Source organism: Shewanella sp. Iso12 (assembly GCF_012030025.1).
Classification (GTDB): domain Bacteria; phylum Pseudomonadota; class Gammaproteobacteria; order Enterobacterales; family Shewanellaceae; genus Shewanella; species Shewanella algae.
Map to the genome: position 1 here is coordinate 452,927 of NZ_JAAUHW010000002.1, position 23,568 is coordinate 476,494.

27 protein-coding genes and 1 riboswitch are annotated in these 23,568 nt (G+C 54.1%); of the genes, 23 read left to right on the forward strand and 4 right to left on the reverse strand.

From position 1 onward, the window contains the following. Nucleotides 1-37: 37 nt before the first annotated feature. The 11 genes from hinT to HCX89_RS06045 all read left to right on the forward strand — a co-directional run bounded on the left by hinT (nucleotide 38) and on the right by HCX89_RS06045 (nucleotide 8,644). A complete protein-coding gene (gene hinT / locus HCX89_RS05995) occupies nucleotides 38-394 on the forward strand; it encodes a purine nucleoside phosphoramidase (protein ID WP_025010998.1) in 357 nt (118 codons plus the stop codon). Then, nucleotides 391-891, forward strand: a complete 501-nt coding sequence (locus HCX89_RS06000; RefSeq protein WP_028780462.1) for a PaaI family thioesterase — start codon at nucleotides 391-393, stop codon at nucleotides 889-891. Before hinT ends, HCX89_RS06000 begins: the two co-directional genes overlap by 4 nt. Continuing rightward, complete coding sequence (locus tag HCX89_RS06005; protein ID WP_025010997.1) at nucleotides 888-1,340, forward strand: PaaI family thioesterase; 453 nt, start codon at nucleotides 888-890, stop codon at nucleotides 1,338-1,340. Before HCX89_RS06000 ends, HCX89_RS06005 begins: the two co-directional genes overlap by 4 nt. Before the next feature lie 17 nt (nucleotides 1,341-1,357). Next, on the forward strand, nucleotides 1,358-1,747 hold the full coding sequence (locus HCX89_RS06010) for a YcfL family protein (protein WP_062793618.1): 390 nt from the start codon (nucleotides 1,358-1,360) through the stop codon (nucleotides 1,745-1,747). Nucleotides 1,748-1,894: 147 nt separating this feature from the next. Next, a riboswitch (TPP riboswitch) is annotated at nucleotides 1,895-2,004 on the forward strand. 55 nt (nucleotides 2,005-2,059) lie between these two features. Beyond that, entirely contained in the window at nucleotides 2,060-4,216 is a 2,157-nt protein-coding gene (locus HCX89_RS06015) for a TonB-dependent receptor (protein WP_167715364.1), read from the forward strand. A 63-nt stretch (nucleotides 4,217-4,279) separates the two neighbouring features. Further along, nucleotides 4,280-4,540 (forward strand): hypothetical protein, encoded by a 261-nt coding sequence (locus HCX89_RS06020; protein ID WP_025011199.1) that lies wholly within the window; start codon nucleotides 4,280-4,282, stop codon nucleotides 4,538-4,540. Nucleotides 4,541-4,543: 3 nt separating this feature from the next. Further along, complete coding sequence (gene pnuC / locus HCX89_RS06025; protein ID WP_025011200.1) at nucleotides 4,544-5,194, forward strand: nicotinamide riboside transporter PnuC; 651 nt, start codon at nucleotides 4,544-4,546, stop codon at nucleotides 5,192-5,194. Beyond that, nucleotides 5,191-6,297: a phosphotransferase gene (locus HCX89_RS06030; RefSeq protein WP_167715366.1), complete on the forward strand. Its 1,107-nt coding sequence runs from the start codon at nucleotides 5,191-5,193 to the stop codon at nucleotides 6,295-6,297. Before pnuC ends, HCX89_RS06030 begins: the two co-directional genes overlap by 4 nt. A gap of 52 nt (nucleotides 6,298-6,349) precedes the next feature. Then, a complete protein-coding gene (locus tag HCX89_RS06035; protein ID WP_107352949.1) occupies nucleotides 6,350-7,195 on the forward strand; it encodes a DUF6279 family lipoprotein in 846 nt (281 codons plus the stop codon). Nucleotides 7,196-7,383: 188 nt separating this feature from the next. Then, complete coding sequence (locus HCX89_RS06040) at nucleotides 7,384-7,995, forward strand: DoxX family protein (protein ID WP_051472781.1); 612 nt, start codon at nucleotides 7,384-7,386, stop codon at nucleotides 7,993-7,995. 100 nt (nucleotides 7,996-8,095) lie between these two features. Beyond that, nucleotides 8,096-8,644, forward strand: coding sequence for an NAD(P)H nitroreductase (locus HCX89_RS06045; protein ID WP_062793391.1), 549 nt, complete (start codon nucleotides 8,096-8,098; stop codon nucleotides 8,642-8,644). A gap of 67 nt (nucleotides 8,645-8,711) precedes the next feature. On the opposite strand, the gene HCX89_RS06050 is transcribed toward HCX89_RS06045, so the two are convergent. Together HCX89_RS06050 and HCX89_RS06055 are read right to left on the reverse strand one after the other, a co-directional pair. Next, on the reverse strand, nucleotides 8,712-9,449 hold the full coding sequence (locus HCX89_RS06050; RefSeq protein ID WP_045282669.1) for an MBL fold metallo-hydrolase: 738 nt from the start codon (nucleotides 9,447-9,449) through the stop codon (nucleotides 8,712-8,714). 12 nt (nucleotides 9,450-9,461) lie between these two features. Further along, complete coding sequence (locus tag HCX89_RS06055; RefSeq protein ID WP_025011204.1) at nucleotides 9,462-10,070, reverse strand: hypothetical protein; 609 nt, start codon at nucleotides 10,068-10,070, stop codon at nucleotides 9,462-9,464. A 339-nt stretch (nucleotides 10,071-10,409) separates the two neighbouring features. On the opposite strand from HCX89_RS06055, the gene HCX89_RS06060 reads away from it, so the two are divergent. Further along, the gene (locus tag HCX89_RS06060) at nucleotides 10,410-11,033 is read left to right on the forward strand and encodes a 2OG-Fe(II) oxygenase (protein WP_025011205.1); all 624 of its coding nucleotides are present in this window, start codon (nucleotides 10,410-10,412) and stop codon (nucleotides 11,031-11,033) included. A 55-nt stretch (nucleotides 11,034-11,088) separates the two neighbouring features. On the opposite strand, the gene HCX89_RS06065 is transcribed toward HCX89_RS06060, so the two are convergent. Continuing rightward, nucleotides 11,089-11,628 (reverse strand): hypothetical protein, encoded by a 540-nt coding sequence (locus tag HCX89_RS06065; RefSeq protein WP_144133725.1) that lies wholly within the window; start codon nucleotides 11,626-11,628, stop codon nucleotides 11,089-11,091. Between the two features lie 477 nt (nucleotides 11,629-12,105). On the opposite strand from HCX89_RS06065, the gene HCX89_RS06070 reads away from it, so the two are divergent. The 9 genes from HCX89_RS06070 to HCX89_RS06110 all read left to right on the forward strand — a co-directional run bounded on the left by HCX89_RS06070 (nucleotide 12,106) and on the right by HCX89_RS06110 (nucleotide 19,765). Then, the gene (locus HCX89_RS06070) at nucleotides 12,106-12,720 is read left to right on the forward strand and encodes a GNAT family N-acetyltransferase (RefSeq protein ID WP_144438065.1); all 615 of its coding nucleotides are present in this window, start codon (nucleotides 12,106-12,108) and stop codon (nucleotides 12,718-12,720) included. A 40-nt stretch (nucleotides 12,721-12,760) separates the two neighbouring features. Further along, nucleotides 12,761-13,216, forward strand: a complete 456-nt coding sequence (locus HCX89_RS06075) for a GNAT family N-acetyltransferase (RefSeq protein ID WP_025887133.1) — start codon at nucleotides 12,761-12,763, stop codon at nucleotides 13,214-13,216. 55 nt (nucleotides 13,217-13,271) lie between these two features. After that, complete coding sequence (locus HCX89_RS06080) at nucleotides 13,272-13,676, forward strand: hypothetical protein (protein WP_123116517.1); 405 nt, start codon at nucleotides 13,272-13,274, stop codon at nucleotides 13,674-13,676. 52 nt (nucleotides 13,677-13,728) lie between these two features. After that, nucleotides 13,729-14,136 carry a hypothetical protein gene (locus HCX89_RS06085; protein ID WP_109247371.1) on the forward strand — a complete coding sequence of 136 codons (408 nt, stop codon included), beginning with the start codon at nucleotides 13,729-13,731 and terminating at the stop codon, nucleotides 14,134-14,136. 271 nt (nucleotides 14,137-14,407) lie between these two features. Continuing rightward, nucleotides 14,408-15,088: an ABC transporter ATP-binding protein gene (locus tag HCX89_RS06090; protein ID WP_025011211.1), complete on the forward strand. Its 681-nt coding sequence runs from the start codon at nucleotides 14,408-14,410 to the stop codon at nucleotides 15,086-15,088. Further along, nucleotides 15,078-16,154: an HlyD family secretion protein gene (locus HCX89_RS06095; protein WP_167715368.1), complete on the forward strand. Its 1,077-nt coding sequence runs from the start codon at nucleotides 15,078-15,080 to the stop codon at nucleotides 16,152-16,154. Before HCX89_RS06090 ends, HCX89_RS06095 begins: the two co-directional genes overlap by 11 nt. Then, complete coding sequence (locus HCX89_RS06100; protein ID WP_107005378.1) at nucleotides 16,141-17,304, forward strand: efflux RND transporter periplasmic adaptor subunit; 1,164 nt, start codon at nucleotides 16,141-16,143, stop codon at nucleotides 17,302-17,304. The genes HCX89_RS06095 and HCX89_RS06100 overlap by 14 nt, the downstream gene beginning before the upstream one ends. Beyond that, entirely contained in the window at nucleotides 17,301-18,521 is a 1,221-nt protein-coding gene (locus HCX89_RS06105; RefSeq protein ID WP_101052991.1) for an efflux RND transporter periplasmic adaptor subunit, read from the forward strand. Before HCX89_RS06100 ends, HCX89_RS06105 begins: the two co-directional genes overlap by 4 nt. Further along, nucleotides 18,518-19,765: an ABC transporter permease gene (locus HCX89_RS06110; protein WP_025011214.1), complete on the forward strand. Its 1,248-nt coding sequence runs from the start codon at nucleotides 18,518-18,520 to the stop codon at nucleotides 19,763-19,765. Before HCX89_RS06105 ends, HCX89_RS06110 begins: the two co-directional genes overlap by 4 nt. Here the strand turns inward: HCX89_RS06110 and HCX89_RS06115 are convergent. Then, nucleotides 19,743-20,561, reverse strand: coding sequence for an ABC transporter substrate-binding protein (locus HCX89_RS06115; protein WP_165768868.1), 819 nt, complete (start codon nucleotides 20,559-20,561; stop codon nucleotides 19,743-19,745). The genes HCX89_RS06110 and HCX89_RS06115 overlap by 23 nt on opposite strands. 177 nt (nucleotides 20,562-20,738) lie before the next feature. Here HCX89_RS06115 and HCX89_RS06120 point away from each other — a divergent pair, with 177 nt between their 5' ends. Together HCX89_RS06120 and HCX89_RS06125 are read left to right on the forward strand one after the other, a co-directional pair. After that, nucleotides 20,739-22,955 carry a DUF2157 domain-containing protein gene (locus tag HCX89_RS06120; RefSeq protein WP_167715370.1) on the forward strand — a complete coding sequence of 739 codons (2,217 nt, stop codon included), beginning with the start codon at nucleotides 20,739-20,741 and terminating at the stop codon, nucleotides 22,953-22,955. Beyond that, complete coding sequence (locus tag HCX89_RS06125) at nucleotides 22,952-23,470, forward strand: GDYXXLXY domain-containing protein (RefSeq protein ID WP_217351521.1); 519 nt, start codon at nucleotides 22,952-22,954, stop codon at nucleotides 23,468-23,470. The genes HCX89_RS06120 and HCX89_RS06125 overlap by 4 nt, the downstream gene beginning before the upstream one ends. Nucleotides 23,471-23,568: the final 98 nt, after the last annotated feature.

A 23,568-nucleotide genomic window follows, 5' to 3' on the forward strand; every position in this document is an offset into this window, starting at 1 on the left:
GGGCCGAGCCTGAACCGACACACCGGAGAGTGGCAAAATGGCCGAAGAAACCATATTCAGCAAAATTATCCGCCGTGAAATTCCCACGGACATTCTGTATCAGGACGAACTGGTAACCGCCTTTCGGGATATCAATCCCAAGGCGCCCACCCATGTACTGATAGTGCCCAATCATCTGATCCCCACAGTCAATGACGCCAAGGCTTCGGATGAGCAGGCCATAGGCCGTATGGTGACTGTGGCTGCCAAGCTGGCCGCCGAGGCCGGGATCGCCGAGGACGGTTATCGTTTAATCATTAACTGTAATGAACATGGCGGCCAGGAAGTGTTCCATATCCACATGCATCTGCTTGGCGGTAAAGCCTTGGGGCCTATGGTGAGTTCAGCGTCATGAAAGTGAATCCGGAGTTTTTCCCGCTGACGACTCTGGCTACCCGTTTCGTCAACCAGTTGGCCCAGTGCCGCCGTCTCGGGCTCAAGGTGCATGAGGCCAGTGAGCACCATGTACTGATAGAATTGCCTTACAGCACCGAGCTGGTGGGTTACCCTGAAACCGGGGTTATTCATGGTGGGGTTATCACCACATTGATGGATACTGCCAGTGGTTGCGCCGTGGTTTGTGCCATCAAGGACAAATATGGTTCGCTGGAGATCTCGCCAACTCTGGATCTGCGGGTCGACTATATGAAGCCTGCCGAGCCCCACAAGCCGGTGTATGGTTTTGCCGAGTGTTATAAGTTGTCATCCAGCGTCGCGTTCACCCGGGCCATCGCCTATCAGGACAGCATAGACGACCCCATCGCCCATGCGGTTGGCTCCTTTATGCGGATAAGCCCTGAAATGATAGGGGATACTTTCCGCAAGGCACTGATGGGTGAGGAGACGAAATGACAGATCCCAAGGCATCCATGGATGTAAAAAGCATAGTTGCTAAAGTGACAGAAACCAATGATTTCAGTCACTTGCTTGAGCATGTTCCCTATGCTCGCTTTATCGGCATGCAGGTGGACAGGTTTGGCGATGAACTGGTGTTTCGTCTGCCGGCCAAAGATGACAACATAGGTAACCCGGTACTGCCGGCCATTCACGGTGGCGTGATAGCCGGGTTTATGGAGATGTCGGCCATCATCCAGCTTATGGTGTTTATGCAAACCAGTAAGGTGCCCAAGGTGGTTGATTTTTCCATCGACTACTTACGCGCCGGTTATCATAAGGACAGCTTCGCCGAGTGCCGAATAACCCGTCAGGGGCGGCGAGTGGCCAATGTCAATATCGACTGCTGGCAAACCAACCGCAAACAGTTGATTGCAACGGCCAGGGCGCACTTTTTGATTGATTGAGAATAAGGGATTGGCAGATGAAAAAAGTCTTGGTAATAGCAGCAACCGTGCTGGCTCTGGCAGGCTGCGCCAACCATACGGCCGGGGTGTATGCCAGCTCGACCGGTGAAAGCCGCGCAGACAACAGCAGCTTTGCCCGCTCTGTGAGTGTGGGTGATCTTATGGCCAGAGGCGAGGGCGGCTTGCTCAGAGGCACAGCCACCATCAGCAGCAAGGTCGCTACCGATATGCGCATTCAGTACAAGTTCACCTGGTATGATGCCAGCGGCTATACCCTGGATGATGAAGGTGTGTCCTGGAAGTCGGTTAAGCTGCATGGTAAACAGCAGTTGCAGGTGAGCGCCGTGGCGCCGAATCCGACCGCCAGCCGTTTTGAGATCTATGTGCGCGAGGCCTTTTCAAACTAAAAGTTGAAACCTCGGCACCACTGCCGCCCGAGCCATTATTCCCGTTGAATGCTCAACACTCGGGAGTATTGGGGTGGGCGGTTTTTTTATGCCCTCGGGTACAATTTGGCAACCTGGCTCACTTTTGTTGGTAACTCGTGTATACTGGCCCGCGCCAAGGGGTGTTTACCGCATTGCGGTTGACTGAGATGTCGTATGACGAACCCTTAGAACCTGATCCGGCTAGTACCGGCGTAGGAATGGGCCACAATTCGTGCACTTTCAACTCGCTTTCTTATTGCCGGATCTCAAACTGTGAATATTTGAGGTCCTATGTCCAAGTTTACCGTACCTACTCTGCTTGCCAGCACCATTCAGATGCTGCTGTGGGCACCCGTTCATGCCGCCGATAATCCCGGCGTTGAAAAGCAAGATGAGCAACAAGCCATGGAAGTAATAGTCGTCAGCGGCGACTTTCGTGGCCTGACGCTGGAGAAGATGCCCTCCAGTGTGACTGTTATCGATGAGCAGCGCATTGAAGATCAAGGCGCCGAGCATTTCGAAGACATGCTGGGTAACGTGGCCAATTTCAACTGGTCAGGTGCCAGCTCCCGGCCAAGATACTTCCAGATCCGCGGCGTAGGTGAGCAGGAGCAATACCAGGGAGCCCCCAACTCCTCTGTGGGCTTTATTATCGATGATATCGATCTCTCCGGGCTGGGCAGCGTTTCCAGCCTGTACGACCTGCAGCAGTTTGAAGTGCTGCGCGGCCCACAGGGCACCCGCTATGGCGCCAATGCCCTGGCCGGTCTTATCTATCTCAAGAGCAATGATCCCACAGACGTGTTCGAGCACGGCGCCGAAGTCTCGCTCGGTAATGATAATCTGCAAACCTTCAGCGGCTTCAGCTCCGGCCCAGTGACTGATTCCGGCAAGTTGCTCTATCGTGTGGCGCTGCAGCAACACAAGCAGAACGGTTATCGCGACAACCTGTATCTGGGCCGTGACGATACCAATGAGCGCGATGAATTCAGCGGTCGTATCAAGCTGCGCTGGTACGCCACCGACAAGTTGCAGGCGGACTTCACTCTACTGCACGCCGATTTTGACAATGGTTATGATGCCTGGACCCTGGACAATAACGGCTTCGATACCATTACCGATGCGCCGGGCGTCGACAAGCAGCGCACCACGGGATCCAGTCTCAAGCTGAGTTATACCGGCTTCGAGGCTTTTGAGCTGGTGTCCCTGTCAAGCTATGCCGCAACAGATCATCACCACGGTTACGACGGTGACTGGGCCAACCCGGATTACTGGGCCGGGAAAGAGTGCGGCGGCGCACCCTGTGAGTACGATTACACCTGGGATAAACGCGGTGAGCGGCGCACTCTATCACAGGAGTTCAGATTCAGCTCCAACGAGGCCGGGCGGATTTTCGGCGGCAGCACAGACTGGCTGGCCGGGCTCTATTTTATGGATCTCGATGAGGACAATGATCTCTACTCTGAATACAACGGCGGGCCGGATGAAGTGCTGACTTCCCGCTACAGCGCCAGTAACTATGCGGTGTTTACCCAGTTGGACTCAGATCTGGGGGCGGGCTACAGCCTGTCTATCGGTGCTCGGATCGAGCGACGTGAGAGTGACTACAGCGACAGCAATGGTGATGCCTTTAGCCCATCGGAAAACATGTGGGGCGGCCATATCGCCCTGTCCAAGGCGCTGGCTGAACATCATGAAGCCTATGTTCGGATAGCCAGGGGCTACAAGGCCGGTGGTTTCAATATGACGCTGCCCCAGGAGCTGGCCGACAAGAAAGAGTTCGATACCGAAATCCTCTATAACTATGAACTGGGGCTGAAATCCAGCTGGGCCGATGGCTTGTTGGATACTCGTCTGGCACTGTTCTTTATGGACAGGGAAGATCAGCAGGTAGCGGCCTCGCTGCAGGATCCTGTCGATCCCCAGCGCTTTATTCTGTTCACCGAAAACGCCGGCAGCTCCAATAACTATGGCGCCGAGCTGGAAGCCAACTGGTATCCCACAGATTCACTGCAGTTCTACACCAGCCTTGGATATCTGCAGACAGAATACGGTGATTACCTGTATCAGGATAAATATGGCAACCCTGTGGATCTCAGCGGCCGGGAACTGGCCCACTCGCCGAGATGGACCTATAGTCTCGGCATGACCTGGCGCAATGACATGGGCTGGTTTACCAACCTCAACAGCAGTGGCAAGAGTGCGTTCTACTACTCAGACAGCAATGACTCCCGATCTGAAGACTATCAAGTGGTCAACGCCAAGCTGGGCTATGAGGCCGACAAGTGGTCGGTTTACCTCTGGGGCCGCAACCTGTTCGATGAAAAATACGGCGTGCGCGGTTTCTACTTCGGCAATGAGCCGGATCAGGACTGGGCCGAGAAGCAATATATCCGCTACGGAGACCCACGCCAGGTTGGTGTGACCTTCAAGGTCAAATTTATCTGATGGCATAAGCCGTTGTCGGCCGGGGCGTGTTGCAGCGCCCCGGTTCATTACAGGAGATGTAAAATGAAGTTAACTGCCGAAATCAGCATGTATCCGCTCCACGATGAGTATCTGGAGCCTATTCAATGGTTTATCAAGCGCCTAGACAGTTATGCCAACATAGAGAGAACCACCAATGCCATGGCGACTCAGGTGTGCGGAGATTATGCCGAGGTGATGGCCATGCTGGCCACTGAGATGCAGGCAGCGCACGAGAAATTTGGCAAGGCGGTGTTTGTCTGTAAATTTATCGGCGGTGAGCTGAACTTGGGCCACAGGGAATAACCCATGAGTGAATTCTGGCACTGGCTCGCCGAGGCCGGCTCTCAGGCCCAGGGCATGGGCGCCTGGGAAGCGGTAGCCGTGGTATTGGCCTTAGCCTATCTGCTGCTGGCCATGAAAGCCAATATCTGGTGTTGGGCGGCAGCCTTTGCCAGCACCGCCATCTATACTGTGCTGTTCTGGAAAGTCGCGCTGCTGATGGAGTCAGTGCTCAACGTCTATTACATGGCGATGGCGCTGTACGGATACTGGCTCTGGCGCCGGGGTGGGGAAAACCATCAAGGAGTGGCCGTGACCTCCTGGCCCTGGCAGCGGCACCTGGTACTGATTTTGTTGACTGGGTTGGTGTCTCTGTTTGTCGGTCATATGATGGCAACTTTCACTCAGGCAGCCTTTCCCTACCTGGATGCGGCAACCAGCTGTTTTGCTGTGATGACGACTTTTCTGGTGGCGCGTAAAGTGCTGGAAAACTGGCTCTATTGGGTGGTTATCGATCTGGTGTCCATCTATCTCTATTTAAGCAAGGGCTTGATGTTGACCTCACTCTTGTTTGTGCTCTACGTGGGGATGGCGGTAGCCGGATACTTTATCTGGCGCGCCAGAGCCCAGGAGTCCCGCGGTCGCGACTCCTCACAGCTTGAAAGCGGCGCGGCATGAAAGGCAAACCGCTGACAGCACTTGAAGCCAGTCTGGGTGAAGGTTTGAGCTGTGAGCTCAATGCCGCCCTCAAGCGGCTACAGTTGTGGCCGCTTGAGGGGGCCAAGCCGCTCACCCTTGGGCTAAGCAACCAAAACTGGCTCTTGCAGGCAGGTAGCGAGTCAATGGTGCTGAGAGTCAATTCCCCGGGCTCAGACCGTATCTGCGACAGAAACAACGAACTGGCATGTTGGCGGGTTGCTGAGAAGGCGAACCTGGCACCAGGGCTGATTTGGGTCAGCGCTGACAAGGGTTTATATCTGAGCCGCTTTATCGAACAAGCGCCGCAAGCCAACTGGCAGCAGTTACTCGCATCCAAAGGCGCGACCGAGATCGCAAGCGCGGCTCAAAAAGCCTATGCAAACTCAAAGAACCTCTCTGGCCTGCTTGAGCGCAAACATGATTCTAAACATGAATCTAAACATGAGTTTAAACATGAGCCTAAACATGAATTTGGCTCAGGCGCTGTATTGGGAGCCAAGCAAGGCAAATCACCTCAGGCCTTACTGCTGGAGTTGCTGCTGGGGCTGAGGGCCTTGCCGGCCCCCAAGCTCGAAATCAGTGTTGCCGAGCAGTGGCGCATCTATCTGGAGCGGCTCGATGGCATGGCTCTGAGCCGGGTGCAGCCTTCAAGCTGGCAACAGCGGCTCATGCAACTTCACTCGGCCCAAGGGTTATTCGAGCAGTGCAACACTCGGCTGGAGGCCTGTCTGCTGAGGCCTCAGTATTGTCACAGGGATCTCAATCCTCATAACCTGTTGCTGGCCGAGGATGGACTCAAGTGCGTCGATTTCGAATACGCCTGCGCTTCCCACCCGCTGTTTGAGTTGGCCGGGGTGCTGTCATCCCATCAACTGAGCGCCGAGGGGCAACAGTGGCTCATCTATCACTATCTTGAGCAGCATCCGCATTTAACCGGCGATGCCCACCTGGCCGTGGCTGCAGCCGTCGATGTCTACTGGCTGTTTGCCTGCTGCTGGGCCTTGCAGATGGCCTGGGATAATCAGCAGCAGTCTTATCTCGACTGGTTTGATGACTTCTGGCATCTTGTAAAGCATCAATGAGTCAGGCAGGGAAGCTGTCGCCTGGCCTAAGCCAACTTAAAGTATTTAATGGATGAAACGCATTGTTATTGCCCTGGCGCTGCTAATTGCGCTCAGTGCCTGCTCCACCAAGGTCAGCTATTATTTCCTCGATTGGGCCATAGAGTGGCAGCTGGAAGATTATGTCACTCTTGACCGGCAACAGGAGCAGGCGTTTGACGCCATTCTCGACCCTTTTCTCGCCTGGCATCGCAGCCAGGAGTTACCCAGATACAGTGCCCAGTTAAAAACGCTGCAAACCGAGCTTGCCGATGGCACTTTAACGCCGCAGAGTTGGCGCCGTCATGTGGATATGGCAAGAGATCACTGGTTTCGGCTGTTTGCCCAGGTGTTTGACGATCTTTTGCCCCTTATCGCTTCTTTGAGTGACAAGCAGGTCGCCCAGGTGATTGCCAAACTGGAGGCCGATGAGCAGGAGCTGGTGGATGAATACAAGGACAAGAACCAGGAACAACTGATTAAAGATGCGGATGAACGGCTGGAGGAGCTGTTTGCCGATTGGCTGGGGCGTTTGAATGAGCAGCAAAAGGCCCTGATCCATGAGCACAACAGCCGCCGACTGGCGACCTTGGATATGTGGCTCGAGTATCGTCACGAGTGGCTCCGGCAGTTCAAACAAGCCTTGCTGCAACGCAGTGATTCTGACTTGTTGGCGCAGCGCTTGCGGCTGCTGATGACATCGCCCGATGAGCTCAAGTCAGACGTCCACAAGCAGAAATTGGCGCAGAACACGGAAAACTTCGGCATGCTGTTGTTGCAACTGCACCAGAGCCTGAGTGAGCGCCAGCAAAAGCACTTCAAGCGTAAGCTGGGCAACTTGATTGACGATCTGGATGAACTGAGTCAGGCATCGCCTTGAGTTGGCACAGCCCTGAGCTTATGAGGCAGACATAGCCCTGAGCTTATGGGATCGTAAAGCGAGTCTTTGAGTTGTAGAACGGGCATGGGGCTTGTTCGCACCTTTCTAAACTAAAGACTGAAATAAAATCGCTTATTGCCGGGTCAACTGCAGCATGACAGGAATACTCCCCGAATAAGGACGCTTTCATGCAAGCCATCATTCAAACCTATGCGGCATTTTTGAAATCACTGCGCCAATTCGATGGCCTGGCACCTTTGGCATTGCGGCTCTATCTGGCGCCAGTGCTGGTGCAGGCCGGTTACAATAAACTCAGCCACTTCAGCGACACAGCGGCCTGGTTCGGTAATCCGGACTGGGGGCTGGGCTTGCCCATGCCTGAAGTGATGGTGGCGCTGGCGGCCGGGACCGAATTTTTTGGTGGCTTGTTGCTTCTGCTCGGGTTGGCCACTCGGCTGGTGGCTATCCCCATGAGTATTACCATGTTGGTGGCGGCCTTCAGTGTGCACTGGTCCAACGGCTGGCTGGCGATTGCCGATCCCTCATCCTGGCTCGCAAACGACAGGGTGATGGCTTCGGTGGAGAAGCTTGAGCGGGCCAAGGGGATACTGCAGGAGCACGGCAATTACGACTGGCTTACCAGTTCGGGTAACCTGGTGATCCTCAACAACGGCATTGAGTTTGCGGCCACCTATTTCATTATGCTGTTGGTATTGCTGTTTATGGGCGGCGGCCGTTACACCAGTGTGGACTATTTTATTGGCCGTAAATGGCTGCCCAAAACCGCTAACCTCGGCTGATTGTTGCTTAAAACAAGTCGTCCGGCTTTTTTGCCTCTGGCGATCCGGGGCGGATTTGGTATCCTGTGAAGTCATTGATATCTCAGCTGAGGATCGCGCATTGGACGCACTTACTCTTCTTCTTACCCGTCAATCATGTCCACGACTGCAGGCTCCGGCGCCGAATGAGGCGCAACTGAAAATTATCCTGGATGCTGCGGCCAGAGTACCGGATCACGGTGGCCTGGCGCCCTGGGAGTTTATTATTGCTACCGGCGAAGGGCTCAATCGCCTGGCGGATATTTTTGTGGCGGCCGCAACAGCAGATGGTGCCGACGAGGGCTTTATCAACAAGGCTGCCGGTATGCCGCTCAGGGCGCCTATGGTGATCACTGTGGTTGCCAAGACCAAAGATCATCCCAAGGTCCCTGAGTTGGAGCAGCAATTGGCAGCCGGCTGCGCCGTGATGGCGATGCAGCAGGCCGCATTTGCCCAGGGGCTGGGCGGAATATGGCGCACTGGTACCTTTGCCTTTGACTCTACGGTCAATACGGCGTTGGGGCTCGATGGCAGCGATCAGATAGTGGGCTTTCTCTATCTGGGCACTCCTGTGGTTGAAGCGCCGCTCAAAGCCACCAAAGAGGGCAGCGCCTTTGCCCGCTATCTCTGATAGCTGCCGAACACTCAATGGCGGAAAACTTGCCATGGGCTAAGCTCATGGCATCAAGCTATTTTACTCAGTTGCCTACCGCAACCCCCACTTCCAGGCGCTCGAACCAGTCGAGAAACTCAGGTATCTGCTCGCCCCTGAATATCCGCCCGTGCTGCGGACATAAATAGTCCAGCTCCAGCTCTCTCACTCTGGCTATCCAGTCCTGCTTGGCGCGGTTGGAGGGCATCCATCTTTGATGGAAAAAGCGCATCTTCTCGGTGTGACGGCCAAAGTCATCGACAAATAGCCCGGCATTCGTGTCTTCCAGTGCCGCACCTATATCGCCCGACATTAGCACTTTGCCGACAGGGTCGTAGACATGAAAATTGCCGGAAGCGTGCAGATAATGGGCCGGGATAAACTGCACCTCTACGCCATCGAGCGTCAGCTTGCCGCCTTGATCTTTAATGGCCTGGTATTGGATATGCTCCATCCCGAAATGGCGGATGAAACCTTCCCAAATCCAGGGCGCGTGCAGCTGGGCCCGCTCCAGAGTCTGATCCCACAGCCCCAGGGAGGAGATGATATCGGGATCCTGATGGGATGCGAATAGATGGGTGAGCTGCTCTATGGGAATGTGGCAAACCACATTGGCCAGCATGGGGGCAAATAGCTCTATGCCACCCGGGTCCATCAGCAGAGCCTGCTCGGCAGTGACCAACATATATTGATTGGTGTCTATGATGCCGTCGGGTTTGTCCGGATCCCGGCCAAAATAGATCCATTTGTGGCTATGGGTTTCCAACAAGAGTTGGCTCTTCATCCCTGTACTCCCTTATTGTTCAAGTAATTGAATCGCCTTATCTACCTGAGTGCGGATCGCCCCGGCAGCAGCATCGACCCGGTTGGCAACATGGTTGAAAGTGGCCTGGTCGGCGGGCTTTATCCGGCAGGCTTCGATGCGGCACAGCGAGGCCAGCACTTTAGCGGTTTTCAGCTGCTGGCAGAGCTCTTCCAGTTGCAATTCAATATCCAGGCTCAGGCGTTTGCACTGCTGCTCAAGGGCCGTAAAGTGTTGGCTGTTCTTCTCCAGCGCCGGCATGATGCTGTCGCCATAACGGGCTTTACGGGCTTTCTCCCTGGCGCGGGCAAATTGCAGCATCGCCTTGCGGACTCGGGTCTGCTCGCTGGTTAGGCGGCTGATGGTCTGTGCCAGATGATTGATTCTTGCGGCTGAGTGGGTGGTGAAATGCGCCAGTTCGTCGATGGAGTGGGTCAGCGCCTTAAAGCCCAGCGCCATGCTGCCGGCACGAATCGATGCCGCCTGGGCATTGCTGGCGATGATATTAATCTCTTTGCAGTGGCCCTGAGTCTTTTCCAGTTCGGCGGCTATGATGGCGGCACGAACATAGAACTGACGCGTTGGTTGACGTTCTGATCCCATAATTCACTGTTTTACAGTCATAATCCTGTTTGAGAGTATAGAAGATAATTAACTTCCCCACAGGCGCGAGCCGATTTTTCCCATCAATGGATTCAAGCTACAACTCAAGCGCTTGAATTTGCACCCTGTTTAGCTTGAAGAGCCTCTTTGATAATATATGGTTAGTGTTGTAACTATATGAATTGAAAGTTTTATTTTGATTGTCAGCCCAAATCGAATGCTCTAGTATCCGCTGCTATCAGAATCGGCCCCCGCTTTATTCAAGTGGGGGCTTTTTAGGTTGTGGCTTTGTCAATAAGCAGGCAATAACAGCCGCAGCATTTCAGAGAGGATACCCATTTGGTTTCGCTGTTAAACGATGAACTATTGGACAGGATTGCCGATGCACTTACGGACAAGGGATACATAGTGCTTGAGGATGTGCTGCCGGAGACGTTGAGTAGCGCATTGCTGGATAAGGTTAACCACTCGCCGGTAGAGAGTTTTCGCTGGGCTGAAATCGGCCGTGGCAATGAGCGTGTTCGCGAGCAGGAGATACGTTCAGACAGGATCCGCTGGTTGAATGAAGCACAACAACCGGATGCCGACTATTTGGAATACATGGCGTGCTTGCGTCATGGGCTTAACCGGCGCCTGTTTATGGGGCTATTCGATTATGAAAGCCATTACGCCTTTTATCGCCCTGGTACTTTTTACCGTAAACACCTGGATGCGCTGCGGGGCAGTCGCAACCGGATCTTGACCACGGTATTTTTCCTTAACCCCGACTGGCAACAGGGTGATGGTGGCGAGCTGATGCTCTATGAAGAGGACGACGCTCTGCTTGAGCAGATCCCGCCGAGAATGGGCACTCTGGTGATCTTCCTGAGCGAGCGTTTCCCCCATGAAGTACTGCCAACCCATAAAGATCGTGCCAGCATAGCCGGTTGGTTCCGGGTTGCCGGTAGTTATGAATTGTTGTAACTGGCACGATATTTGGCCGGGGTTAACCCGGCCAACGTTTTACTATTCTGAGCGCTTATATTGTTGGGGTTAATTCTGATGTATCAAACGGAATTGCTTGACATAAATTATGATGGCCGTTCATAAGGCCAGCGATAAACTTTTCCACAATACTAACATCAAAAAATACCGTATTTGACTCTTTCACCCTAAAAACCAAACGTTTATGTAATGGAATAAGCTCGAGTTTTTCCGGGCATATAGCTAGACGAGAAACAATAGGTGGTCGGTGGGGCTTTGGATTTTGAATAATTCTACTACGCTCAGTATCTATAACGTCAATGACATTCTTTATTGATACTATGTACCTTTCTGTAAGAAGTTCATTTTCAATGAGCAAACTTGCTGGATATATCTCCACACCATAAGGGTCAAATGACATTATTAGTTTAGCAACTTCTTTGGATACGAGCTTATCACCTTTTTCAACGATATCAGGAATCTCAGTACTATCTGATATCTCTGGATCCTCCCAAGTTATGGGTGAACGAGAAGAGCAAGGTATATATTCATTGGTGGCATAAAAGTAATTTCTCTCATCAACCTCTTTAAACATACAATCAGACTCGTCGAAGTCCTCGGATAGGGTCCCTAAATTAAAACATTTCTTACTCATCATTCTGCCTTCGACTGCAATTATTCAACTGTCATGACTCTATTACCGTCTCTCTATAGTGATTCAAGGGAAGCACGAATTCAACTTGGAAGCGCGACTCCGTCTATGTGATCAGAAGGTTCTTCAGGAGTACCATCTCAGGTTGCTTCAATTCAATCTATATAGTGAGCAGAAGCGTGCTGCTCAACGGTTGATGCCTCAGTCCGTTCAACCATGCGTGTTGCACTTATTGACTGCAGCCCTGGCTGATATTCAGCGGGTCAAAAGGCCGGGTTTTCCCCTCAGATTGACAGAGTTCAGCTGGCTTGCTGCAGAAACCGTTTGTTAACATTTTCTCTGGTTTAATGATTTATTCATGTTAGTCTGGTAATCAAACAAGTGTTAAATCATCATCTTGCATTATTAGGGAGGCAAATCATGGGACTGGAAGCATGCTTGACCGGAGAACATGTGATCCTCGAACCTTTGAGTCAGGATCATCTGCCGGCGTTGTCGCTGGCGGTCGCCGATGGTGAGTTGTGGCGCTTGTGGTACACCAGCGTGCCGCATCCGGATGAGATGAAAGAGTATATCCAGCAGGCTTTGGATAGTGAGCAGCGCGGTGAAGCCTTGGCCTTTGCGGTACGTAGCCGAGGCAGCGGTGCAATTGTCGGTTGTACCCGTATTTGCAACTGGGATCAGGCCAACCGCCGGCTGGAGATAGGGTATACCTGGTATGCCAAGAGCGTGCAGCGCAGCGCCATCAATACCGAAACCAAGCTGTTGTTGCTGGAGTACGCCTTCGAGACCCTGGATGTGATGGCGGTGGAGTTCAGAACCCATTTTCATAACCAGGCTTCGCGGGAAGCCATCACCCGCCTGGGAGCCAAGCAAGATGGCATCTTACGAAACCACAGACTACTCAAGGACGGCAGTGTCAGGGATACAGTGGTCTACTCCATCATTGACAGCGAATGGCCCGAGGTGAAACAAGGCCTCAAGGACAGGCTGGCATTACACAGTGATCAGTACCATGCCGAACTCGCACAGTGAGCACCATTTAGGACAATATTGAATTGAAGGGAAATCATTCATGCTAAAGCAAGTTATTCGGGCACAGTCACAGGATGCCGAGATTATCTCACCGCTGTTTGATGAGTATCGCCGGTTTTATGGATATCCCAGCGAGCCCGAACTGGCGTTAAGCTTTATCAGCCAAAGGCTTAAGCGGGATGAATCCGTGATTTTTTATCTGCCGGACGAGCAAAACCAAGCCTTGGGGTTTGTGCAGCTCTATCCCGGCTTTTCTTCGCTGCAGGCGGCGCCGCTGCTTATCCTCAATGATATTTATGTCACTCAGCATGCCAGGTGTGTCGGCATAGGTCGTGCGCTGCTCGATGCCACGCTGAGTTACGCCAAAGCACAGGGCATTGATGAATTGATCCTCGAAACCCAGCGTAATAATGTCAGGGCTCAAGCTCTCTATGAGTCCATTGGTTTTGTCCGGGACAATGAATTTTTCCACTACAGTCTGACCCTAAAACCTTGAAATTCATCAGGCACTAAAGTAGCTTGCCTTCATTGATATCAAGAGGATCACCAAGATGTCCCATAAAACTGCTTTGTCTGTCTTTGCCGCCATCGGCTTGTTTTCCAGTGCCACAGCACTCGCCGGTTCTGCCGAGGAGGCCTTTAGCGCCGAGTTGCAGCAATGCGCCGCCTATTATCAGATAAGTTCTGAAGCCATAGCAGCAATGAATGCACCGCAGATGGCCGCCGTTGGAGATAGACTGAAACAATCTGCCAAGGATGCCGAGGCTTTGGCCGCCCAGTACAGTTCGGCACAGGATGCCGAGAAGGGCGTGGCTGCGGCCCGTGCCGAAATGCTGGAAACCATGGGTAACAGCAAGAGTTTGGGTGGTTTGATGAGCCAATACAAAGACAGCTGCAAAACCATCTTGGCCGAGCCGCAAAAGCGCCTTGACTACTGGATAATGGCCAACATGTGATGCAATAAAATGCAGCCGCAGCCTGTCTCTTTGTCCATGGGAGGGAGGCACTATGCTTTTGAGTCTGTTATTGGCTGCTTGTATCATCTTGTTCGCGCTGGTGATTGAGTTCTGGCCCAGGATCCGTTCCAAAGCCCGCGAACGCCGGCAAGGGGCAGCTTGGACGCAGGAAAACCATGGCCGCGCCAACAGGCGTGAACAGCAAGACTGCTTTGCGGATCTCAGTTTTGCGCCCTTCTTGCTTACTGCTGCTCTGGCCTTGATAGCCTGCGCGTTTGAGCTGATGCCGGCAACTTATGTGTTTGGTTTAATACTCTTTATTGTTCTCAACCTACTTCTCTTGATGGTCTGGCATCTCTATGCCAGACTGCTTGGCGGGCAAAAAAGTGGCCAGAGCCTGTTGCCGCCGCTGCTTTACGGCCTCGCGGCCCTGTTTGCCTGGATAGGGGCTATGCCATAAGTCAGGCCATAAGTCAGGCCCTAAGCCCGATTCCAAGGCAAGAATTCATGAGCCCGGCCCGAATTACACCAAGAGGCGTTGCATCGGCCTCAAGCTGTTTGAGGCATCACAGTATTGGTTCTCGGGCGCTGAAATGTCAGCTTACAATTAGCTTGCGGCCCGGCGTTGGAATTTGGCATTAAATAGGGAACTTGCGCCTTTATCCAAGGTTCAAAGCTGCAGACAATAACAAGGAGTGGTTGAGCGCCGGTCGCAATACCCACCAAGAGCAATGATAAAGCTTCAACAACTTTGCAAAACCTATCAGATGGGCGACGCTTGTGTGCGTGCGCTTGATGAAGTCAGTTTCGACATTCAAGCCAATGAATTTGTGGCCATCATGGGGCCATCGGGTTCAGGCAAGTCGACGCTGATGAATATCATCGGCTGCCTGGATAAACCCAGCAGCGGCAGTTACCTGCTCAATGGCGAAGAGGTGGGACAACTGGATGATGATGCCTTGTCTGCGGTGCGTAACCGCCAGATAGGTTTCGTGTTCCAGAGTTTTCACCTCTTGCCGAGACTCACTGCGCTGCAAAATGTGATGCTGCCGCTGAGATACAGTCCAGAAGGGCAGGGCGATGAAACCCACGCTATAGAGTTACTGAGGCGTGTCGGGCTGGGAGAGCGACTGGATCACAGGCCTAACCAACTCTCGGGCGGTCAGCGTCAGCGGGTGGCGATAGCCCGCTCCCTGGTCAATCGCCCGGCCATTTTGCTGGCCGATGAGCCCACAGGGGCGCTGGACAGCAAGACTTCGCTTGAGATCATGGCGCTGTTTACCGAGCTGCATGCCGCAGGGCAAACCATTATTCTGGTGACCCACGAAGAGGAAGTGGCCGCTTACGCCCAGCGGGTTATCCGCATGCGTGATGGTTGCCTGCAGAGTGACAGGAGGGCAGATGCGGCCTGATTCTCTTTTACTTTTGAGCCTGGCGGTCTCTGGCCTGGCTTTTTCAAGCTTGGCTGTTTCAGGAAGTGCCATAGCGGTGGCAGCCGGCTCACCTTCTTCGATAGCTTCTCCATTGGAGCATCTAACGGACAAGGTGACGGACGCCAAGTCGCAGCCCGCCGCACAGCTGCTACTGACAGGTAAAGTCAGTTCCGCCAAATCGCAGACTTTCAGCGTCCCCAAGGCCGGTGATGCCTGGCGCTATCAAATTCAGTGGATGTTACCCGAGGGCTCTTTGGTGTCCCCCGGGCAAGTGGTGGTGGTGTTTGACAAGAGTCAGGTAGCCAACCAGATAGAACAGTTGGAAGCCAGCATGCTCAGGGTATCGGCGCAGGAGCAGAGCCAGTCCATAGAGCTCAAGTCCAAGGTATTGCAAGCCAGATTTGAGCTGAAAAAGCAGTTGCTGGAACAGGAAAAGGCGCAACTGGTAGCGGCCGTGCCGGCGGATTTTATTGCTGCCAAGGAGTACGCCGACAATCAGTTCAAGCTGTTGCAGATAAACGCCGAGGTGACCAAGGCCAAGCAAGCACTGGCCGAAGCTCTGGATACCGAGAAGGCGACTCTGGCACAGCTGAAGATTGACAAGGAAAAGGCGGCGCTCGAGCTGACCCAGGCCTTCAAGGACTTGGACAGCCTGGAGCTGAAAGCCGAAATCGCCGGCCCCTTGCTGCTTGGGCGTGAGCCTTGGAGCAATAAAAAATTCGAGGTGGGGGATACGGTGCAAGTGGGGCGACAAATCGCCACAGTACCTGCTATGGAGGATCTGGAGGTGATCGCCTGGGTCAATGAGGTGGATGTAGATCGCCTGAAACCCGGGCAAGCCGTGACCATGCGTCTGGATGCGGAAATTGAGCGCGCCTTTCCCGGACAAATTGCCAGTATCGGTCGCCAGGCCATCAATCTACCGGCCTGGGGCCGCAGTAACTGGTTTGAAGTGGGGATCCGTTTCAAGGCGCCTGAGGATATCGCCATGATCCCCGGCATGAGTGTGCTGGTGGAAACCGGAGGCAAACATGAAGCGCTTTAGTTTAGCCTGGCTGGCACTGCTTGCGCTGAGCGCCTGCAGTGATGGGGTGAGCACTCAGGTGGTGCAAGGTCCCCTGAGTCAAAAAATAGAAGTCACCGGTGAGCTGGTGGCGGCCGATACCGTATCTTTAATGCCGCCTGTGATGCGGCGCATCTGGCAATACCAGGTCAAGCAGCTGGCGCCGGAAGGCAGCGAGGTGGAAAGCGGCGAGATGGTGGCTCAGCTGGATACCTCGGAACTGACCCAAAGGCTGTCGGTCAAATCGGCCGAGCTTGAGGCTACGGTGCAGGACTTGCAGACCTCCAAGCTGCGTAATGCCAAGAAGATGGAAGAGCTTAAGTTGCAACTGGCGGAGGCCAAAATGGAGTTGGACAAGGCCGAGCGTAAGTTTGCCCTCTCTGATGACACAGTGGCGGCGTTGGATAAAGAAAAGTACCAGCGTGACGCGGTGATCGCCCGTGACAAAGTGACTCTGGTGCAGCAGCAACTGGTACTTGAGGCCGAGAGCGCCCGGCAACGGGAAGCCATGCTCGACGGAGACCGGCAGAAGTTCGCTGCCGAAGTGGCGGCGTTGAAAAAGGGTATCGCCTCGATGACCTTGGTGGCGCCCCGTGCCGGTATGGTGGTTTATGGCAACGATCCTCAGGGCAACAAGCTCAAGGAGGGCCAATCTGTGTTTGCCGGTGATGTGGTGTTGTCTATCCCGGATCTCGACAGCATGCAGGTCAATATGGCGATCCCTGAAGTAGAAGCCCGCAGAGTTAAACTGGGCCAGCAACTCAAGATCCGTCTGGATGCCAATCCTGATAAAGTCTTTACAGGAAAAATCAAAGAGTTGGGCGCGGTTTTTCGTAACAAAAGCCAGGAGGTTCCTCTGGTGGTGTTCGATGCGGTTGCCAGCATAGACGAGCCGGATACCGAGCTGATGCGCCCGGGAATGACCGCCAAGATCAGCATAGAAATTGCCGATGACAGCCAGCGTACTCTGGTGGCTCAGGATGCGGTGCATTACGAGGCCGGTCATCCTTATGTGCTGCTGGACGGGCTCTTGGGGGCTCGCAAACAGTCGGTGCGGGTTGGTGCCATGGGGGGCGATCAGGTTGAAATACTCTCCGGCTTGCAGGTGGGTGATGAGGTATTGCTGCCATGAAGAATCATTCGCTAATCGCTCTGGCCTTGATAACGCAGGCCTTGATAGCTTTGGCCTTGAGTGGCTGCCAACCGAGCGGCAACGATGGTGTGCTCACCATGACAGTCAGCCGCGGCGAGTTTCAGGTCAATATCCCCGCCAGCGGTGAGCTGGAAGCGGCGCAGTCCACTCCCGTTGTGGTGCCCACGGGGTTACGTGGGCCTCAGTCCCTGGCCTGGATCCAGAACAACTTTACTCAGGTCAAGGCCGGTGATGTGGTGGCCAGGCTCGATGATACCCGTGAGTCGTTTCGCTTGCAGATGGAAGCCTTCGACTTTGAGCGCCTGGCTCAGGATGCACAGATCCAGACAGAGAAAGATCTCACCTTGAGCCAGAGTTTGACTCTGGGAAGCAAGGTTACAGGTAATGAGCGGCAGTTGGCCGAGCGCTTTTTCAGTGAAGATGAGCGGGTCTACACCAAAATCGACATCATAGATCAGATGCGCAACAAGGAATATTTGGATGCCAAGCTGGACTATTTCCAGTGGGGCGGCACCCAGCACCAGGCGCAGGCCGATGCCGAGCAGGCGCTTATCAAGCTGAAACAGAAAGGCCATCAGGCCAAGATGGACAGGTATCAGGGCAATCTGTCACAGATGGAGATCATCGCGCCGCACGATGGGCTGTTTGTCTATCAGGCTGGCTGGGATGGCGCCTTTCCCGTGGTGGGTGACATGATCTGGTCCGGATTCCCCATAGGCATATTGCCGGATACTTCCGTGATGCAGGCAAGGGTCTATGTGCTTGAATCGGAAGCTGTGGGGCTCGCCATCGGCAAGCAAGCCACAGTGACTCTGGATGCCTATCCTGAGCGGCCTTTTAGCGGCACAGTGACTCAGGTCGATGCGCTGGCCAAGCCCAAAGACAGAGACAGCCCGGTGAACTATTTCCAGTTCACCATCAGCCTGGATCAAACTTTGCCGGCCATTATGCAGCCGGGAAGACAAGTGAACGCCAAGGTACAGGTGCTGGATCTCAATGATGTATTGACTGTACCCAATCAAGCCCTGTTTCAAAAAGATGGGCGCTACTGGGTGTTTCTTAAGCAGGGCGGCGGGTTTGTGCGCCGGGATGTGACTCCGGGGCACAGGTCCCTTAACCGCACCGAAATTACCGCCGGGCTAAATCCCGGTGATGTAATAGCCCTGACAACCCCACCCAAGAGGAGTCAGCTATGAGTCCGGTGATAGGGCTATGGCAAGGATTTGCCCAGGCGTTCGATGAGATGCGCCACCATAAGCTGCGTACCGCCTTGACGTTGCTGGGGATGATATTCGGTGTCGGCGCCGTTATAGCCATGCTCAGCGTCGGTGAGGGTGCCGAGCGTGAAGCTTTGAAGATGATTGAATCCATGGGGGTTCGCAATCTGGTGGTCAACAGCCGCAGCAATGACGGCGAGGCGCTGAAATCGATTCGTGAACACAGTGTCGGCCTGAGCCTGCGTGACATCGACAGTGCCAGAGACACCTTGCCTTTTATCCAGGATTGGGGCGCCGCCAAGGAAGTAAAGGCCTTCAGCCTGTTTTCCGCCGAAGGGCGCAGCGATGCCAGTGTGATGGGAGTGACTCCCAGCTATTTTGGGCTGACATCGCTCAAGCTCAGTGAAGGGCAGATTTTTACCGAGCAGGATCAAGTTTACTTTCGCCAGGTCGCCGTGTTGGGGCCAGAGGCGGCCCGCAGCCTGTTTCCCAAGGGCGATGCCCTTGGCAAGAACATCAAGATTAACCATCAATGGTTTACCGTGGTGGGTATCTTGGCCGATGCCAATCGCGGTAAGTCCAAAATCCAGGGCGTCAAGCTTGGGGGCGAGCGCAATCAGGTGTTTATTCCACTGTCGAGCGCCCTGAAAAAGATGCAGTTCAAGGCGCTTGAAGATGAGCTGGACATGATCAAGCTGTCGCTCAGGGAAGAGGTTGAGCCTTCGCTGGCGGCCAAGAGCCTGAATCATCTGTTGCAGCGCCGTCATGGCGGTGAGAAGGACTATGACATAGTGGTGCCGGCCGACCTTCTGGCCCAACATCAGAAGACCCAACAGATCTTCAATATCGTCATGGCCTGTGTCGCCGGGATCTCGCTTCTGGTGGGCGGGATTGGCATTATGAACATTATGCTGGCCACCATTTTGGAGCGCACCGCCGAGATAGGTTTGCTGCGGGCGCTGGGAGCCAGGCGCAAGGATATCGCCCGGCAGTTTTTGATTGAAAGTATCGCCATTTCGGCTACCGGCGGTCTGTTTGGCATAGTCGTAGGGCTGGGACTGGCGCTGCTTATATCAACTGCGGCCGGTTGGCCTGTGGCTTGGTCTCCCTTTGCGATACTGCTGGCGCTTGGGGTTTGTATGAGTATCGGGGTCGGCTTTGGCCTCTATCCGGCGCAGAAGGCGGCCAAACTGGATCCCATTATTGCCTTGCAACGGGACTGACAGAGGGTTCTTTCGCCTCTGTCAGCGGCCTTGGCGCCATGGACGGCGCTCGCAAGGGCAGGCTGAACTGACGTGACAGCTTTTCCAGCACGCCTTCGGCTCGTAACGCTTCCAGAGTGGCTATCAGTTCGGTCTCTTTGATGGCGGCATCGCCCGCGAGCAGAATATGGTGGTCATAATGCTGCACCCGGAGGCCGGATATCATCAATTGCCGGCGTTTATTGGGATACTTGGCCAGGTAGCGCTCCAGCATGGAACGGGTCAGGGGGGCGATATCTGCCCGTCCTTTGAGGATCCCCTGCAATACCTCATGATTACTGCTGACATAACGCACTCTTTTAGGTGGGCCTCCGAGCTCCTGCCAGAGTCCGGGGTAATGATAACCTTCCACCAGTAACATCTGTTTGTTGTTCAATTGGTTAAAAAACTGCTCGTCGCGATTTTTCTCTGCCTTGGCGATATAGATCTCACTGTCTTCAAATGGCAGTGGGATGAAGTGTGGCTGTGGATTGAGTTTGCTCCAGCCCCACTGTGGGTTTTCAAACAACATCATCTGGAAACGACCACGACTGAAGGCGGCATATCTGTTATGTATGCTGGTTGGAACAAACAGAAATCGATATTCGGGGTGTCTGGCGGCAATCGCATCGAGCAGCATGATACTCAAGCCCGAGGGCGGATGCTGATTGTGCAGCCGGATATAGGGCGGAAAATCATAACCGCCCACCAGGATAAGGGGCCTTGAGTCGCGAGACTCGGGCGTCTCAGTGGCGGCCTGCACTTGCGTGGGCAGCAACAGACAAGCCTGAAAGAGGCAAGCCAACAGCCACTGCCAAACAGGGGCTTTTCTTGATATCTTCTCGGCATGGAAACGTCCGACACACAAACCCTACCTCCAACTCTGCTGATCTGTTTGATCTTGTGATTAAATATAGGAACTTAATTCACTCAAGGAAAGCGGGCAGGTCATTTCATGGATGCTTTGCAACAACACAGAGCCCAGGCCAAGCAGCAACTCTATCTATGGCATTCGCAACATCTTGTCTCGGGGGCTGCGTGGCGCAACGCCTTGGGATTACTGCCATCAGCCGGGGCCAAGCAGAGCCTGAGCTTTTTCAACCTTTTGCTGCTGGGGAGTGCTGCGCTCTGTTTTGCTTCGGCGCTTATCTGCTTTTTTGCCTACAACTGGGCCGCTTTACCGCGCATGGGCAAGTTGGCGTTATTGGAAACCGGCTTGCTGGGCTGTTTGTTGCTGGCCTTTGCGTTGAGCCGATGGCTAAAGCCACCCCTTGCCGACAAGGCACAAGGCGCTTTGCCCTGGCTCCTGTTTGTGGCCTGTGTGTTTGTCGGCGTCTTGCTGGCCTTTATCGGCCAGAGCTATCAGCAAGGGGCTGACAACTGGCAGTTGTTTGCCGTGTGGGCACTGCTTATTCTGCCCTGGGTGGTATTTCTGAAACTGGAAGCCGGTTATCTGCTGCTTATCTTGCTGTTGAACCTGGCCCTGTGCTTGTTACTGCAGATAACCTCATTGCCGTTTGCAGACCTGTTTAGCTTCCTGGGGGATGACAGGCTCGCTATCCCTTGGTCACTGTTTGCGCTCAATTGGCTGCTGCATCAATGCCTGCTTCGTTTTGCGCTGACAGACAAGCACGGCATCCCCCTCAGCGAGGTAACAAGCGGGCTGCTGAGTTGGGGCTTTTTGTTGCTGGCGAGTTGTTGGACACTGTTCGACTCCTTGAGCAAAGAGCAGTTTATTGCTGTGGTTCTCTACGGGGTTGTTGCCGCAGCGCTGATACGAGGCTATCACACAAGGCGTAAACTCTACGGCATGGCGCTCGGGTTTTTCGGCACGGCAGCGCTGTTTGATCTCTGGTTGCTGCGCTTGCTGTCTGAAGTGTTTGATGGTGATGCCGTGGTACTGTTGTTTGCCCTGATGACGCTTTGCGTGCTGCTCAGTGCCTCAGTCGTCGCCTTGCTGCTAAAGCGCTTGCAAGCTGACTATCTGGCCACGGCACCAGAGCAACAGGCTAAGCAGCACCAAGATGCGACAGCCGACACAGAGCCCAGGGAGGATGAGCAAATCGTCCCTAATGCGGGCAGCCTTTTCTGGCAACGGCTGCAGCAGGCAGGCATTGTCTCGGGGGATGTGACACAAGAGACACCAGAGTTGCAAAGTCCCTGGTATCTCAAGGCGATGCTTATCCTGTTTGGCTGGTTAGCCGGGATCTGTTTGCTGGGTTTCATCGGCACCAGCCTGGCGTTATTGTTGGACGATATTCAGCCTGGGTTGCTGCTGAGCCTGGCGCTGGCGGCATCTGCAGTGGCCTTTGGTTTGAGCCGAGGTCAAAGTGGACTGTTTATCTCTCAGTTTGCCTTGAGCTTTGCCGTTGCCGCCTTGGTGCTCTATGGCATCGCCTTTGATGAGCTGCTGTTTGAAGTGGCTTCCTGGCGCTGGTGGTTGATGCTGGCTCTGGCGGCATCGCTTCACTGGTATCTGCTGCCAGCTTATTTGACCCGGTCCAGTTGCGCGCTGCTGGCATTATTGGCCTTGATTGCGCTGTTGCAGACTCTGGCACTATTACCCTTGGTGACGCCGGCACTGCTACTGGGCTTTGTGCTGCTTTGGCGCCATGAGGCCGACTGGGGCAAGACGCCGCTTCGCTGGCGCTCCCTTGCCATGGCCCTGACCTTGGCGCTGCTCTTTTGTCAGACGCCGCAATTGGTTTGGCTGGAAGGTGTCTGGGAGTTAAAGAGTTCCGGCGTGAGCCTTGCTATGTTGCAGGGCGCGCAATGGTTACTTGAAGCTTTGCTGCTGTGGCAACTTTGGTGTCTTTTCGGCAGTCGAATGAACGCAATCCGGCATCAATTGGATGGGCGTTCGCAGATGCTGTTGCTACTGGGACTGCTGTCGGCCTTGGTTTGGTTTTGGTGGATCCCCGGGCTTATCGCCGGCGCGTTGGTCGCGGTTTTCGGCTTTGTGCTGGCCGAGCGCTTGCTGCTCTGTCTCGGGGTTCTGGCTATGCCGGTTTACTGCGGTTATTACTATTACTCGTTGCAGCAAACCTTGTTGGAAAAATCCTTGCTGCTGATGCTGCTTGGCGTGAGTCTGCTACTGCTCTGGTTTGCGCTGAAGCCTTTGAGCGACAGGCCTGAGTGGCTGGCGGCGCAGAATGGAGGAGAGCAGTCATGAAACCCAAATTGACGCCCAAAATAATGGGGTTGTGCCTCGTGTGGGGGCTGCTTTGTTTGCTGGTCATCAACATTTCTGTGTGGCAGAAAGAGCAACTCTGGCAGCACGGTGAGCCCATCTTGCTTGAGCTGGCCCCGGTGGATCCCCGCTCGCTGATGCAGGGGGATTATATGCAACTCGATTATGAGTTGGCCCGGCAACTGGCCAATGAGCTGCGCGCAAAAGGGCAGTTTCAGGACAATATGCAGGGCTGGCTCAGAGTGAGTATCGATGAGCAGCAGCGTGCCGCTTTTGTGGCGCTGGAGAGTGACCCGGAGGCTCCTTTGTTGCAGCGGCAAAGACGCTTGCCGTTTAAAGTCCGTCAGGGAGAAGTGCAATTGGCGAGCCAGGCTTTTTTCTTTGAAGAGGGCCAGGCCGAGCATTTCAGTCAGGGGCATTATGGCGAGCTGAGATTGGGCGCTGACGGGGAACTGATGTTAGTGGGCCTGCGTGACAGCCAACTTAAGCCGCTTTGAACCTAAGAGTGGTAAGGCCATGTTCTTAGAGCACTAGAGTTACTCAGGCGCTTTCAATTTTTTCTCCAAGCTAACCCCTTGATAGGACTAATTAACTA

Bases quoted from the DNA above. Each gene is read 5' to 3' on its own strand.
- hinT (WP_025010998.1), top strand. From the start codon at position 38: ATGGCCGAAGAAACCATATTCAGCAAAATTATCCGCCGTGAAATTCCC.
- HCX89_RS06000 (WP_028780462.1), top strand. From the start codon at position 391: ATGAAAGTGAATCCGGAGTTTTTCCCGCTGACGACTCTGGCTACCCGT.
- HCX89_RS06005 (WP_025010997.1), top strand. From the start codon at position 888: ATGACAGATCCCAAGGCATCCATGGATGTAAAAAGCATAGTTGCTAAA.
- HCX89_RS06010 (WP_062793618.1), top strand. From the start codon at position 1,358: ATGAAAAAAGTCTTGGTAATAGCAGCAACCGTGCTGGCTCTGGCAGGC.
- HCX89_RS06015 (WP_167715364.1), top strand. From the start codon at position 2,060: ATGTCCAAGTTTACCGTACCTACTCTGCTTGCCAGCACCATTCAGATG.
- HCX89_RS06020 (WP_025011199.1), top strand. From the start codon at position 4,280: ATGAAGTTAACTGCCGAAATCAGCATGTATCCGCTCCACGATGAGTAT.
- pnuC (WP_025011200.1), top strand. From the start codon at position 4,544: ATGAGTGAATTCTGGCACTGGCTCGCCGAGGCCGGCTCTCAGGCCCAG.
- HCX89_RS06030 (WP_167715366.1), top strand. From the start codon at position 5,191: ATGAAAGGCAAACCGCTGACAGCACTTGAAGCCAGTCTGGGTGAAGGT.
- HCX89_RS06035 (WP_107352949.1), top strand. From the start codon at position 6,350: ATGAAACGCATTGTTATTGCCCTGGCGCTGCTAATTGCGCTCAGTGCC.
- HCX89_RS06040 (WP_051472781.1), top strand. From the start codon at position 7,384: ATGCAAGCCATCATTCAAACCTATGCGGCATTTTTGAAATCACTGCGC.
- HCX89_RS06050 (WP_045282669.1), bottom strand. From the start codon at position 9,449: ATGAAGAGCCAACTCTTGTTGGAAACCCATAGCCACAAATGGATCTAT.
- HCX89_RS06055 (WP_025011204.1), bottom strand. From the start codon at position 10,070: ATGGGATCAGAACGTCAACCAACGCGTCAGTTCTATGTTCGTGCCGCC.
- HCX89_RS06065 (WP_144133725.1), bottom strand. From the start codon at position 11,628: ATGTTTAAAGAGGTTGATGAGAGAAATTACTTTTATGCCACCAATGAA.
- HCX89_RS06070 (WP_144438065.1), top strand. From the start codon at position 12,106: ATGGGACTGGAAGCATGCTTGACCGGAGAACATGTGATCCTCGAACCT.
- HCX89_RS06075 (WP_025887133.1), top strand. From the start codon at position 12,761: ATGCTAAAGCAAGTTATTCGGGCACAGTCACAGGATGCCGAGATTATC.
- HCX89_RS06080 (WP_123116517.1), top strand. From the start codon at position 13,272: ATGTCCCATAAAACTGCTTTGTCTGTCTTTGCCGCCATCGGCTTGTTT.
- HCX89_RS06085 (WP_109247371.1), top strand. From the start codon at position 13,729: ATGCTTTTGAGTCTGTTATTGGCTGCTTGTATCATCTTGTTCGCGCTG.
- HCX89_RS06090 (WP_025011211.1), top strand. From the start codon at position 14,408: ATGATAAAGCTTCAACAACTTTGCAAAACCTATCAGATGGGCGACGCT.
- HCX89_RS06095 (WP_167715368.1), top strand. From the start codon at position 15,078: ATGCGGCCTGATTCTCTTTTACTTTTGAGCCTGGCGGTCTCTGGCCTG.
- HCX89_RS06100 (WP_107005378.1), top strand. From the start codon at position 16,141: ATGAAGCGCTTTAGTTTAGCCTGGCTGGCACTGCTTGCGCTGAGCGCC.
- HCX89_RS06105 (WP_101052991.1), top strand. From the start codon at position 17,301: ATGAAGAATCATTCGCTAATCGCTCTGGCCTTGATAACGCAGGCCTTG.
- HCX89_RS06110 (WP_025011214.1), top strand. From the start codon at position 18,518: ATGAGTCCGGTGATAGGGCTATGGCAAGGATTTGCCCAGGCGTTCGAT.
- HCX89_RS06120 (WP_167715370.1), top strand. From the start codon at position 20,739: ATGGATGCTTTGCAACAACACAGAGCCCAGGCCAAGCAGCAACTCTAT.
- HCX89_RS06125 (WP_217351521.1), top strand. From the start codon at position 22,952: ATGAAACCCAAATTGACGCCCAAAATAATGGGGTTGTGCCTCGTGTGG.